The organism is Alcaligenes sp. GW821-FHT11D07 (assembly GCF_058808495.1).
The window spans coordinates 17,846-30,920 of sequence record NZ_JBXART010000002.1 but is presented as its reverse complement, the minus strand read 5'-3'; the positions used below and the strand labels follow the sequence as shown (position 1 = coordinate 30,920).

General features: G+C 56.8%; 10 protein-coding genes. 4 read left to right on the top strand and 6 right to left on the bottom strand.

Translation table 11 applies throughout. From position 1 onward, the window contains the following. Positions 1–15 precede the first annotated feature (15 nt). The 4 genes from AC1RSM_RS08740 to AC1RSM_RS08725 all read left to right on the top strand — a co-directional run bounded on the left by AC1RSM_RS08740 (position 16) and on the right by AC1RSM_RS08725 (position 4,140). Positions 16–1,413, top strand: a complete 1,398-nt coding sequence (locus AC1RSM_RS08740; RefSeq protein WP_492931577.1) for a YncE family protein — start codon at positions 16–18, stop codon at positions 1,411–1,413. 67 nt (positions 1,414–1,480) lie between these two features. Beyond that, positions 1,481–2,686: an isochorismate synthase gene (locus tag AC1RSM_RS08735; protein WP_492931575.1), complete on the top strand. Its 1,206-nt coding sequence runs from the start codon at positions 1,481–1,483 to the stop codon at positions 2,684–2,686. A gap of 13 nt (positions 2,687–2,699) precedes the next feature. Then, positions 2,700–3,338: an isochorismatase family protein gene (locus AC1RSM_RS08730; RefSeq protein WP_492931573.1), complete on the top strand. Its 639-nt coding sequence runs from the start codon at positions 2,700–2,702 to the stop codon at positions 3,336–3,338. A gap of 13 nt (positions 3,339–3,351) precedes the next feature. Further along, positions 3,352–4,140 carry a 2,3-dihydro-2,3-dihydroxybenzoate dehydrogenase gene (locus tag AC1RSM_RS08725; RefSeq protein WP_492931571.1) on the top strand — a complete coding sequence of 263 codons (789 nt, stop codon included), beginning with the start codon at positions 3,352–3,354 and terminating at the stop codon, positions 4,138–4,140. A 351-nt stretch (positions 4,141–4,491) separates the two neighbouring features. Here the strand turns inward: AC1RSM_RS08725 and AC1RSM_RS08720 are convergent, their stop codons facing one another. The 6 genes from AC1RSM_RS08720 to mltA all read right to left on the bottom strand — a co-directional run bounded on the left by AC1RSM_RS08720 (position 4,492) and on the right by mltA (position 13,069). Beyond that, positions 4,492–6,066: an alpha/beta hydrolase gene (locus tag AC1RSM_RS08720; RefSeq protein WP_492931569.1), complete on the bottom strand. Its 1,575-nt coding sequence runs from the start codon at positions 6,064–6,066 to the stop codon at positions 4,492–4,494. Between the two features lie 109 nt (positions 6,067–6,175). Beyond that, the gene (locus tag AC1RSM_RS08715) at positions 6,176–7,720 is read right to left on the bottom strand and encodes a methyl-accepting chemotaxis protein (protein ID WP_492931567.1); all 1,545 of its coding nucleotides are present in this window, start codon (positions 7,718–7,720) and stop codon (positions 6,176–6,178) included. Between the two features lie 166 nt (positions 7,721–7,886). Continuing rightward, on the bottom strand, positions 7,887–9,503 hold the full coding sequence (locus AC1RSM_RS08710) for an EAL domain-containing protein (RefSeq protein WP_492931565.1): 1,617 nt from the start codon (positions 9,501–9,503) through the stop codon (positions 7,887–7,889). A gap of 312 nt (positions 9,504–9,815) precedes the next feature. Then, positions 9,816–10,544: a DsbC family protein gene (locus AC1RSM_RS08705; RefSeq protein ID WP_492931563.1), complete on the bottom strand. Its 729-nt coding sequence runs from the start codon at positions 10,542–10,544 to the stop codon at positions 9,816–9,818. 39 nt (positions 10,545–10,583) lie between these two features. Beyond that, entirely contained in the window at positions 10,584–11,777 is a 1,194-nt protein-coding gene (locus AC1RSM_RS08700; RefSeq protein WP_492931561.1) for an FAD-dependent monooxygenase, read from the bottom strand. Further along, positions 11,774–13,069: a murein transglycosylase A gene (mltA, locus tag AC1RSM_RS08695; RefSeq protein ID WP_492931559.1), complete on the bottom strand. Its 1,296-nt coding sequence runs from the start codon at positions 13,067–13,069 to the stop codon at positions 11,774–11,776. Before mltA ends, AC1RSM_RS08700 begins: the two co-directional genes overlap by 4 nt. Positions 13,070–13,075 lie beyond the last annotated feature (6 nt).

The following is a 13,075-nucleotide window of genomic DNA, read 5'->3' as shown; positions in this document are numbered from 1 at the left end:
ATTTAGGATTAAAAGATGCTAATCAATGTCAATTGCATTCGCCGTACCCCTGCTGCTTTGTTGCGCAAGGCCGGCCTGAGCGCCGCCGTCCTGTCCTTGTCCCTGGCCAATGCCTTTGCAGCGCCCGCCTTTGACCAACCTGATGCCGACTTCCGTGGTTCCCTGAATGCTGCTGGTGTGGTGTATGCCGGTGCTGAAGCCCAACTGGCAGGCCGTGGCTTTACCCCCGGTCAGGAAGTGATCCTGCTGCAAAACGGTCACACACTGACCCCTAGCGCACTGGTCGCCGACAAAGAAGGCAACCTGAGCACCACCATCGCCATTCCTGCCGAAGCCGCCACTGGCCTGCACCCGGTTGTTGTGCAAGTTAGCAAGCCTTCGACTGCCACCATCTTCAACCTGAAGGTCTCCCCTAAAGTTGAGCTGAGCGGCCAGGACAAGTTTGAAGTGCAATCCCAGCGTCTGGTGCCAGGCCTGTACCAAAGTGCCTACAGCCCCAAGAACAAGGCTTTGTTCGTGACCTCGGCCGTGGGTCGCCCACCCGTGAAAGAATCCCAGCTGATCAAGGTCAACCCTAAAACATTGGCTATTGAAGCCAGCGTGACTCCTGCCGCCCAAAAAGGCCGTGACGATGGTCAGGTTCAAGCCGTGTACGGCGTGGACGTGGACGACAAGCAAGGCAATGTCTGGGTTACCAACACCCGCAGCAGCTCCATTGCGGTCTACAGCCAGAAAGACCTGAAACTGGTTAAACAGTTTGAAGACGGCGTGGTCAGCCACCCCCGCGATGTGGTGGTAGACGAACGAACCGACCGTGCTTACGTGTCCTCGCCCGGCGCTGACACCCTGGCCGTGTTCGACACCAAAAAACTGAGCCAGCTGGACTCGATCGAACTGCAAAGCAAGACTCGCAACAAACCAGGCAGCATGAGCCTGATCCTGGACGCTGAGAAAGACCGTCTGTACACCGTCAGCGCCAGCACCAATGAGCTGATCATTGTGGATCTGAAAAACGGCAACGCCCAGACCGTTTTCCCCGTCCCCGGTGCTCGTGGTCTGGCCGGTGTTTCCGTGGACAGCAAGAATGATCAGGTTTACGTGGTTGCCCAAGGCAGCGACAACCTGCTGATCATGAATGCCAAAGACGGCTCCGTACAACACGACGTCAAGATTGGTGCCGGCGCACTGAACGTGGTCTTCGATCCCAAGACTTCCCTGGCTTACGTAGCTTCCCGCGGTGCAGGCACTGTGACGGCCGTTAACGGTAAAGGCGAAATCGTTGCCAACCTGGACGGTGGCAGCTTTGCTAACCACGTTTCCCTGGACGGCGAAGGCAATGCTTACCTGGTCAACAAGTCCAAAGGTAAGGACGACCCAAGCGCTGACCGCATCACGCGTCTTCACCTGAAGTAATTAGCCCGGCACACCCCGGTTCAGGCCGGGGTGTCACTGGCTGACCCTTGCCCCACAAAGGACTCCTATGAATAGCCGTATCGACGACCAAGTCCGCCATAGCACCATTGAAGAATGGTTAAAGCGCTATCAGGCCGACAGCAGCGTATTTGCCTCTCCCACCATCAGTTTGATGGCACACGGCACGGCACTGGAGCGGCATACCTCGAATGCTCAAGGACAATTGCTGGCCGATGCCCAAACCTTGCTGGCACACGCGGCCCAACAAGGTCTGGAAGCTCCCCTGCTGCTGGGGGTCATCCCCTTTAACCCGGCACGCCAGGCCTATTTGCGCGTTCCTAAGGACTACCGACGCGATCCTGTCCTGTTGCGCCCGGTACAGCGGCCCCCATTGGCCACATCCCGCAATACCATTGCCACCCAGACCCTGCTGCCCGATGGCCAGGGCTATGAAGAAAGCGTGACTGGCATTTTGGCGGCCATGCGCGAACAGAATATTTCCAAGACCGTGATGGCGCGTACCGTAACCATCACGCTAAACGAAGCGCTGGACCGTCAGACTGTGTTGAGCAATATGCTCCACAGCAATCCAGCGGGCTACACCTATGCCCTGCCCTTGCCCGGCGGCAAAGAGGACGATCCAGACCTGTTTTTTGGTGCCAGCCCCGAACTGCTGGTGCGCCGCCAAGGCGATCTGGTAACCGTAAATCCGCTGGCAGGCACCGCCCCCCGCTTTGCCGATCCGCAACGCGACCAGGCCAGTGCCGAAGGCTTGATGGCATCGAGCAAAGACCTGCGCGAACACGCTTACGTGATCGAAGATGTTGTGCGCATCCTGTCCCAGTTCTGCGACGACATGGAAGTGCCTGATGGCCCCAGCCTGACCAGCACCGCCAATCTGTGGCACCTGTCCACCCGCATCAGCGGACGCTTGCGCGATCCTTCTGTCACCTCTTTGGAACTGGCTCTGGCCATGCACCCCACCCCTGCGGTGTGCGGACTGCCTACTCAAGCGGCCATGCAGGCCATTGAGGCAACGGAAGTGTTCGAGCGTGGCTACTTTGCCGGCGCCATAGGCTGGAGCGATCACGAAGGGAATGGTGAATGGGCCGTGGCAATTCGCTGCGGTCACTACACCCAGCAAGGCCTGACCTTATCGGCTGGCGCAGGCATTGTGGACGGTTCCGTCCCGGCCTCGGAACGCCAGGAAACCGGCAATAAACTCATGACCCTGATCAACTCATTGGGTCTGGCGCAAAACATAACACTTTAACGGAGACCGACTTATGACAATTCACGCGCTGCCCAGCTACGAGTTGCCCCAAACCCCCGTAGCCAACCGCGTCAATTGGCGTCCTCAGGCAAATCGTGCCGCCTTGCTGATCCATGACATGCAGGCCTACTTTCTGCAAAAGTACGATATGAGCCAGGCCCCCATTCCCATGCTGATTGAACGCATCGCCGCCCTGCGCGCGACCTGCCAGAAGCTGGGTATTCCCGTGTTTTACACCGCCCAGCCTACCGAGCAGCCGGACGAAGACCGCGCCCTGCTGAACGACTTCTGGGGCCCCGGCCTGACAGCCAGCGAATTTCACGAGCAACAAGCCGTGATCCCTGAACTGGCTCCTGCCGACAATGACATCATGCTGACCAAGTGGCGTTACAGCGCCTTCCAACGCTCGGACCTGCGCGAGCAACTGCGCAATCTGGGCCGCGATCAACTGATCATTACCGGCGTCTATGCCCACATCGGCTGCATGACCACGGCGTTGGAAGCCTTTATGCAAGATGTACAGCCCTTCCTGGCCATTGACGGCGTCGCTGACTTCTCGCTGGAAGAACACCAACTGGCCATCCGCCACGTCTCGCAACGCTGCGGCGTCAGCCTGACCTGCGCCGAGATCCAGGACAGCCTGACGGCCTGAACAGGAAGCTCCCATGACTGATTTAAGCCAAGATTTTGCGGGTCAATGTGTCGCTGTCACGGGCGCTGCCCGTGGCATTGGCGCTGCCGTGACCCAGATGCTGCTGGCCCGTGGCGCTCGCGTCATCGCCCTGGACCTGGATGCTCAGGGCCTGGAAGCACTGAGCCAGTCCGAACACAGCGAACGCGTGTCCTGCCATGTCGTGGACATCAGCCAATCCGATGCGGTGGACAAGGCTCTTGAACAAGGCCAAGCCAAGCTGGGACCAATCCAGCGCTTGGCCTGTGTGGCAGGCGTCCTGCAGATGGGCCGCATCACAGAGCTCAGCAACGAGCAATGGGATCGCACTTTTGCCATCAACACGACCGGTGTTTTCAACGTCTGTCGTAACGTGGCCAAAGGCATGATCGAGCGCAAGCAAGGTGCCATTGTCAACGTCAGTTCCAATTCCGCAGCTACTCCACGTATTGCCATGGGCGCCTACGCGGCCTCCAAGGCAGCGGTCACCCAACTGAGCCGCTGTTTGGGCCTGGAGCTGGCTCCTTACGGCATCCGGGTGAACATCATCTCCCCCGGTTCCACCGACACCCCCATGCAACAAGCCATGTGGAAGCAAGGTAGCTCCCGCGAAACCGTGATTGAGGGCTCCGGCGAAAACTACCGTCTGGGCATTCCCTTGCAGAAAATCGCCACGCCGGAAGAAATTGCTGAGGCCGTGCTGTTCCTGCTTTCGGACCGCGCCAGCCACATCACCCTGTCCGACCTGCGCGTAGACGGCGGTGCAACGCTGGACCAAGGCTAAATAAAACGGCTGGGTAAAAAAAAGGACGGATATTCCGTCCTTTTTTATTAGCCAGTATTAAGACACTTAGAGAATTGGCACCACGCTATTCGGACCGGGGCAGACTCAGGCAGGGCGGATCAGATTGTTTGCCGCGGGCATGAGATTGCGTAGGGATGCAAGGGGCCTGCTGTTTGAGTGGAGCGCTTGTACCTTGTCCAGTGGACAAGGTACTCCACGAGTTCAGGCCCCGCCCGTAGCAATCTTATGCCAAGGGAACTGGTGTGCAACACCAGCAAACAGTCAGCCCAGCCTGAGTCTGCCCCGGTCCGAATCGCGCCCCTAGCCCAGAGCTCTAAATTAGCTCTAGCCTTACTTCTTCTCTTCTACCGGAGCCTTCTCAGGTTCTACCCCGAACAGATGCTCCAATCCCAAGGCCAAGGCATCGCGCCAGGCAATAAAATCATGGGCCGTAGCACTTTCCACATAGCTCACATCGTAGCCACGCGCCCTCAAGACATCATCCAGATGGCGATTCGCCTGTACCAGGCTGACATCCTGACTGGAACCGGAGGACTCAAACACCCCGGCACTCATGTAGACCTTCACTGGTACAGCGGGAGAGTCGGCCATCTGACGGGTCAACCACTGCCCACGCTCTCCCTTAGGAGACCACCAGTACGAACCCGACAGGCTAAGCACATTGCCAAACAAATTCGGCAAACGCCAGGCCGCGTGCATGGCCGCCAAACCACCATAACTGGAACCGCCAATCACCGTCTTGTCTGCTGCAGACTGAACACCTTGAGCATGTAACCAAGGCATCAAATCCTTTTCCAGAAACTGGATATACGCTTCGTTCGGGGGCAGCTCAGCCGCCCGCTCCTTCATGCCGGGATTGTCCACAAGCACTAACCAGGCAGCAGGAACCCGCCCTTGAGCAATCAAGGTATCCAGCATGGCAGGCGCACGGGCCTCGTCGCGGTAATCACGGCCATCAAACAAAATCACGGTGTGATCAATTTCCTGAGCGCGTGTCCCTGCTGGCTGATAAATCTGAATTTGCCGCTCAACCCCTAAGGCATCGCTGGCAAGACGCTCCGTACGCCACTGCCCCTGACCTTGTTGTTGCGGCTCCAGAGCCACTGCCTCGGCCGGTGCTTGGGACAGGCGCACAACCGAATCCCCGTCAAACAGATCAGTGCTGTTTTCAGGTAAGGACTGGGCATTATGAGGATCGCGCTGCAAAGCGGCGCGCAGGACTTCACGCGCCAGACCCGGCCCCATATAAGGCACATCCGGTGCAATCCGATACGTAAAACGGGAGTCTCGCGGCAGGTCGTAGGTGATGTACCAAATATCGGACTCACCAAGACGCTGCATGCGATCGCTGTACTTGAATGGGCCACCATGCATGCGGACCTCTTGCTTGGCACCGCGCCAGACAAAAGTGACGCGGTCTTGTGTCGCGCTGTAGCGTTCCACCAAGGGGGAGCCCACACGCTGCACATAGTCCCAAAAGCCTGTAGAAGGCTCGCCAGCGCGCAAGCGCATGTTCCACTGACGGATGACATCGCCTTGCAAAGGCTCGGCCTGGGGCGCCGCTTGTGGCGCCGTTACCGATTTGATCTGCCAGTCATACTGGCCCTGGCCCAACACCCGCAAACGGTACTCGCCCGCCATGCCAGCGATAAAACCAAATACGCCACCACGGTCCGGCGCATCGGCCCAACTGCGAATTGCTTTGCCGTCGGGTCCGAACAAGGCCAGTTCCACATCACCACTGTGTTTCCAACTGCCCTGCACCAAATCGTTCTGCTGCAAGCTCAGTATTCGTTCATGATGTTCGTGCGCCTGAACCTGACCTTGAGCCGAAGGCAGTGTCGCCGCCCAGGACGACCCCACCATTCCCACCATCAATACTGCTACAACAGGTGCGCGCAACATACATCCTCCTAAATACCGGTTTGCCGCAGGACAAGCCCAGGACCAAAAGGAAGTATACGATCAAAAATAATCCACGCACCCCTTGGCTGGTGCCTGCCGCGGCCTTTTATCAGACCAAACGGAAAGCCTGAATCAAACGATCCAGCTCCTGCACCTGCTCCTGCAACTCGCTGGAGGTGTGGGCAACCTGACCAACCATCTCGGCGTTTTGCTGAGTAGCCGAATCCAGCTGGCCCACGGCGACGTTGATCTGCTCAATACCAATGGTCTGCTCTCGGGTCGAGGCAGCAATCTCGTGAACAATCGTCATCACTTGCGAACTGCCCGTGACCATCTCATCAATCACCTGGCCTACTTGCCCCATCAACTGCACGCCTTCGCGCGTACTGCTGGAAGAGGCTTCCACCAATTGAGCAATTTCCTGTGCAGAGGCTGTGGTGCGCTGTGCCAAGGCACGCACTTCGCCTGCCACCACCGCAAAGCCGCGGCCTTGCTCACCGGCGCGTGCTGCTTCCACCGCTGCGTTCAAAGCCAGAATATTGGTCTGGAATGCGATGGAGTTAATCACCGTGGTGATATCAGCCACTTTGCCACTGGTGTCACGAATGGCACCCATGCGGTCCACCAGTTCACTGACCATCTGCCCGCCGTGCTGGGCGGTTTTCTGCACCTGGCTGGAGACTTCCTCGGCCCGCATGGCGTTCTCTTCGCTCATGCGTACCGTGCCTGTCATCTCTTCCATGGCCGAAGCCGTCTCCTGCAGGGCCGCAGCCTGTTGAGTAGTGCGGCTGGACAGCTCTAGATTCCCTGCCGACAACTGCGAGGCATCATCCGAAATCACACCACTGCTGTGCTGCAAGGTGCGCAAGACTTCGCTCAATTTCAAGCGCATTTGCTCGATCGAGGCCATCACACTGTCTTCTGGAATCGAACGCAAGGAATGGGCGACCCGCAAATCACCGTCCGCAATGGCTTGCGCCGTGTCATGCAAGACTTTAGGCTCTGCACCCAGCTCGGTAAAGATCTGGCGAGCCAGAACCACCGTGACGCTCACGACCACCACAATAATCAGCAAAAACACCAGCGAGGAGCTGAGCAGGTTGCTGAAGAAGCGGGCGTGAATATTGTCGATATAGACGCCAGAAGTCAGCACCCAGTCCCACTCCGGTATGCCTTTGCCATACGCCAGCTTGGGCGCATTGCTCTTGTCGCTCAGTTTGGGCCAGTGATACTCAAGAAAACCTTCCCCCCCATTGCGGCCGATACGGCTCATTTCAGCAAAGGGATGGACACCATTGCTATCGACCACCGCGCTTACGTCCTTGCCATCCAATTCCGGGCGGCTAGGGTTCATGATGGAAATAACATTGGTCGACAGGACGGATACATAGCCCTCCTGTCCAAAACGGATACTGCTAATACGTTGCAAGGCCTGCTTTTGGCCTTCTTCCTGACTCAGCACGCCTTTACTCACCAACTGCTGATAATCCTGCGTAATGCTTGCGGCAATATTCACGACATGCTGCAAACTCGTTCGGCGCTCTTCCATCTGCGCCTGATACAACTGATAGTTAACAAACGAAAAGACCACCACCAATGCCATCAAACACAAAATTAACGGCAACCACAACTTCTGTTTTAAGCCCAAACGCATGATATTCCCCGACCATCGCTGAAAAGACAGACCCTAGATATGCAAAAACCGACCGTGAAAACACGGTCGGCCTGCAGGAAGGCCCATCGAACAAGCTGGGTAACGGCGTTAACTTCGAAATACTTAACTAAAGTTACATATCGAATCGATTGGATGCTAAGGCGGCTTACAAATAACTACTGCTCAGACGTCGAGCAGCATCACTTCCGGTTCCAAAAGAAGGCTCACTGCTGGCCAAGGTCAGCAAAAAGCCGTCTTCGGACATTAGTTCGGAGGTCAAACGGCCCTGGTAATGTCCCAGTTCCAGATTCAGTGCCAAATCGCGCTGTTCCAGGTTATCCACTCCTTTGATAACCAGTTCGAAGCCCTGTTCACTTAACAGGTGACAAGCGGTCTCCAGCAAAGACTTGAAAGTCGCGTCATGACACGCGCGCTGGATAACCTCGGCTTCTAATTTGACGCCGGCAATTGGCCAGCCACGCAGGCGATTCAAATTATTGTTTTCAATATCGGTACTGGTCAGCCAGACCTGGATTTCCTGATCCTTCAAAGACTGCAAGGCTTCAATCAGTTCTGGCGTCTCTTCCAGCTCATCGTCGCTATATACATCCAGCTCCACGCAGCAGGTCTGCAAATCAAATTGACGCAGCAATACAGGAAAGCGCTTGTGCATGAGCAAGACCATATCGACCGGCAATTTCAGGCCGATATGGCTGGCGCGCAGGGAGTATTCCTGCCACCAGCGGCGCACATCGGCCATCAAGGTGCGTAACATCCATTCGCACAAGGCCTGACGGCGAGTGGAATCCGAGATATGGCGCAGCACCAGATCCGAGGACAGGCGCAGACCGGTAGGCGCAGTCCAGAACACCTGAGCATCGACCCCGCTGTATTGACCCGTGCTGGTGGCTACCCGCAACTGGTAGGAGAAGGACAGGGCGTCACTTGCCTGCGGATCGAACACATCCAGCGTTTCCAATACGCGCAGCAGTTCCAGCGGTGTGGGCTGCTCCGGCTCAGGCTCTTCACGGACGGCGTAGAACTCCATGATTTCGCTGTCCTGGGGCTCATGCTGAGCAATCAGCTTGCCCGTAAAGGTATAACCCCAGCCATGGACGGACTTGATAGGCAGCGCAACACCCGCCTGACTTGCCTTGCGGCGCAAACGGCTAATCAGTGAGTCAACAGCACGACTGTCAGTGGCGGCCAGCCCCTTGTCGCGCATCAAATCTTCACGGCTGAAACGCGCATCCGCATGCCGAATGAAGGCATCCATCAATTGACGTTCGCTATGGGTCAGCTCCAGGCCCACCCCGTTGGGGGCAAGCAGAGTCCAGCCTTTATCACGCAAGATCCATTCTTGCTGGCCACCTGGTTCTTGCTCCTCGCTGTCTGCGTAGTTGGTATCAACTGTTGCATACACATTTCGACGGCGCACGGCATGACACCAGGCCACCAGTTCAGGCACCTGAATATCCAAAGACAGGCAGGCATCGGCACCGGTCAGCAACAGCTGTACCCGTGCGCTGGCCGTCAAGCCAGACTGCATCGCAACAATACCCAGCGAGCCAAAATCATTACGCAGTTTGGCTACCATCAGGGGGATGTAACCCACCTCGACTGGAAACAATAACAAGTCCGACTGGCTTAGCCGCGCTTCGGCCACTGTATCCAAGGACCGTATAACGACGGTCTTGGTACCGAAAATCCGCAACTGTTCCTGCCAGTACTGCAGGCCCTCGCCTTCTTCCAGCACAACCAACACGCCACGAGCATGTTCCATAAGCGCCTACTATTTAACTATTGTCAGACTCACGATGGCCTCAGCGCCGGCCGACAATACTATTTTTATCAATAGTTAGAATTATCACTTCAACAATACAGAGCACAAAGTAAAGAATGGTCAAATGTGGCGTTTGAAATTTTTTGTCTTCAAAATAACACCCACCTTACTCTCAGAACGATCTTGGATTTATTTTCCAGCCTGAATTCTTTTAAAATTGCACCCCATAAATAATTATAGATTTTATAACGCTAAGGCGTGAAAAAACCCGCTCAAGGGCGGGTTGTCCTACATCAAGTGGGGCTCAAATACTTACTGGGCGGCCGCTTCCAGACGCGATTGCAGCTGGGCGGCAGGCAGCCAACCATCAGCGCGACTACCATCCGCAAAGTAAATCGCAGGGGTCCCTTGAACACGCAATTTCTGGCCTATCGCCAATAATTGATCCAAAGGATGTTCACACGACGCTTTCTCGGGACGGGTGCCGCCCCCCATCCAGTCGCTCAAGGTCTTGGCTGGATTATCGGCACACCAGATATCCTCGGCCTTACGGCGGCTGTCCGGGCCCAGGATGGGAAACATCAGGCTATAAACCGTAACATTGTCTACTTCCTGCAAAGTTGTATGAAGACGTTTGCAATAACCGCAGTTGGGATCTTCAAAAACCACCATCCGGCGGCTGCCGTCGCCTTTCACCAACTTAATCGCCTTATCCAGTGGCAAGTCGTCCAGAGAAATACGGCTTAGCTCCTGCATGCGCTGCTCAGTCAGATCCACCCGGCTTTTACTGTCCAGCAAAGAACCCTGCATCACAAAACTGGCTTGGGGATCGGTATAAAGCAAGGTGCCGCCTACTTCCACTTCCAGCAGATTGGCAAAAGGCGTGGCACGAATCCCATCCACTTGCACACCGGGGAAAGCGGCCTCAAAAGCCTGGCGTGTTGGTTCGAAACGAGCCTCTACCTTGGGGCTGGCGGCTTGAGCCAGGCTGCACAGCGACAAAATCGCCAGAGCCCACATTGAACGAAGGTGCAACTTCATAACTTATTTCCTTTGCTAATCAACAAGGCCCTGCTGTCATTAAAACAAGAGAGAACCCGGATTCACTCCGGCAGCGTGTGCAATCAGACGACGTTTGACCCAAGGCAGGCGATCCACCACCTGCATGCCCGCGTTGCGCAGCATGGATACGGGCGCGCCCGGTGCGGAAAACAGGCGATACAAGCCATCTGTGGCCGCGCGCATGGCGGCAATCGGCTCGGCACGAGCCCGCTTGTAGCGATTGAGTACGCGCATATCACCCACGGAATAATGGGGCCCGCGCTCTGACAAGACTTTGATCAAGGCTTCGATATCACCCAAGCCCAGATTCAAACCCTGTCCTGCCAAGGGATGGACACGATGCGCCGCATCTCCCACCAAGGCCACTCCTGGTGCCACCAAACCACTGCGCTCGAAGGTCAGGGGAAAACCATGGACCGTACTGCGCAAAGTGAGCTGGCCCAAACGACCATTGGACAAGGAAAACAAGCTGTTTTGCAGATAGAGCGCTTGTTCATCAGCAGCCATCGCCAGTACCTTGTCCGCTTGTGCCTGGGGCACAGACCAAACCATAGACACTTGCGGCTTGCCATCGACATCCGGCATAGGCAACAACGCCAGAATCGAATCACCTGTAAACCACTGCAAGGCCACTTGCTGATGCGCGCGCTCTACATTGAAGTGAGCAACCAGACCGGCATCACCGTACTCACGGGCGTGGTGCTCGATACCCGTCGCCGTGCGCAGGCCGGAGCGAGCTCCATCCGCCCCCACAAACAAATCAGCACTGATCCGTTTTTGCCCTGCCGTGACGATGGTATTGCCTTCCAAACGCTCGAAGCGATCTTCAATCCAAGGCACACCGAACACTTGCAAAGCCTGGTAGAGCGCCTGTTCCATCTGCCCCGACTCTACAATCCAAGCCAGATAATCCTGAGCATCCTGCCAGGCGTGCAGATTCAGGCAACCACCACCGTCACCATGTACTTCCATAGCCTGTACCGGCGCAATACGCTGCGCAGACATCAGGTTCCAGACTCCCAGCTGAGCCAGAAAGCGCTGGCTGGCTACAGAAACAGCATAGACACGGGGGTGATACTGCCCCGGCGCCAATTCCATTGGCTTGTAGGCGGGAGACAGGATGGAGACATCAAACCCGGCCTTGCGCAAACCCAAGGCACTGGCCATGCCGGCCAATGCCCCGCCGCACACCACAATACGTTCGTTCTTCATCGTGCGCTCGGTGCTCCTGCCTGACGTGGCCACAAGAGCCACATTTGACCTTGCTGCTTCATGCGACCGGCCTGTGCACCAGCTTGATCACCCGTGCCCCAGTACAAGTCCGTGCGAGCCGCACCCTTGATGGCCGCACCTGTATCCTGAGCGAACACCAAACGCTGCAAAGGCTGATTGGTAGCAGGCTGCGTTGTCGCCAAATACACTGGCGTGCCTAACGGCACGTAGGTGGGGTCAATAGCTGCGGCGCGCAGGCCAATCAGGGGAATTCCGTAAGCCCCTTTAGGGCCCAGATCCTGATCCACAATGGCCTCTTCGCGGAAGAACACCATCGCCGTATTCACATTCATCATTTCCTGTACGCGATGCGGATTGCGCTGCGCCCAGGCCTTGATGTTTTGCATGGACGTTTGAGCCAAAGGCATCTCCCCCTGCTTGGCCAGCCATTGGCCAACGGAGGCGTAAGGGCGACCATTATGGTCGGCATAGGCCAGACGCACTGCGCTGCCGTCCGGCAAAATCGCGCGGCCTGAACCTTGAATCTGCAAGAAGAAGCCTTCAACCGGATCTTCTGCATAGACAATCACGGGCGGCTGGCGCTCGGGCTTGGCCATAATTTGTTCACGGGTGTCGTAAGGCACAACCCGTTTGCCCTGCTGCTTGCCACGAATGCGCTTGCCAGCCAGCTCCGGGTAAAGACTGCCCAGATCAATCGTCAGCAAATCATCCGGAGCCGCAAAAAGTGGCCACTGGTAGCCTGCGCTGCGGGTACGCGAGGCCTTGAGCAAGGGCTCGTAATAGCCCGTGACTGTGTTCTGAGCCACATTGCCGTCACCCGTCAACAAGCGCCAGGGCTGCAAGTGCTGCTGCAAGAAATTGCGTACTGTTGCCGTATCTTTGGTCTCGGCGTTCAGACCTGCTGCCGCAGCAGCTTGGCACACAGGTTGCCAGGCACGTGGATTGGCACGGGCCGGCATGGCCAGAGAGCCACTGACCGGGCGCATCAAGCCCTTGCAGTTATTAATAAAGCCTTTCCAGACATGATCCATGGAGTCCGCCTGCCAGCCCGGCAGCGTAGACCAGTTCACCGCCTGATAGCGGCCGGCCAGCGCACGTGCCGGGGTTTCCGGCAGGGCCGACAAAGACGGCACACGCAAGGGTTGCAGGGCAATGTCTGTCCCGCTGTCTGCCGCACCCGGAGCCGTTGACGAAGAGCCCTGATCCACAGGGGTAGTGGAACAGGCACTTAATGCCAGCAGTACGGCTGGCACGCAATAGATTATCTTCATGGCTGG

Coding starts and splice junctions, on each gene's coding strand:
- AC1RSM_RS08725 (WP_492931571.1), top strand. CDS start 3,352: ATGACTGATTTAAGCCAAGATTTTGCGGGTCAATGTGTCGCTGTCACG.
- AC1RSM_RS08740 (WP_492931577.1), top strand. CDS start 16: ATGCTAATCAATGTCAATTGCATTCGCCGTACCCCTGCTGCTTTGTTG.
- AC1RSM_RS08705 (WP_492931563.1), bottom strand. CDS start 10,544: ATGAAGTTGCACCTTCGTTCAATGTGGGCTCTGGCGATTTTGTCGCTG.
- AC1RSM_RS08730 (WP_492931573.1), top strand. CDS start 2,700: ATGACAATTCACGCGCTGCCCAGCTACGAGTTGCCCCAAACCCCCGTA.
- AC1RSM_RS08720 (WP_492931569.1), bottom strand. CDS start 6,066: ATGTTGCGCGCACCTGTTGTAGCAGTATTGATGGTGGGAATGGTGGGG.
- AC1RSM_RS08710 (WP_492931565.1), bottom strand. CDS start 9,503: ATGGAACATGCTCGTGGCGTGTTGGTTGTGCTGGAAGAAGGCGAGGGC.
- AC1RSM_RS08715 (WP_492931567.1), bottom strand. CDS start 7,720: ATGCGTTTGGGCTTAAAACAGAAGTTGTGGTTGCCGTTAATTTTGTGT.
- mltA (WP_492931559.1), bottom strand. CDS start 13,069: ATGAAGATAATCTATTGCGTGCCAGCCGTACTGCTGGCATTAAGTGCC.
- AC1RSM_RS08735 (WP_492931575.1), top strand. CDS start 1,481: ATGAATAGCCGTATCGACGACCAAGTCCGCCATAGCACCATTGAAGAA.
- AC1RSM_RS08700 (WP_492931561.1), bottom strand. CDS start 11,777: ATGAAGAACGAACGTATTGTGGTGTGCGGCGGGGCATTGGCCGGCATG.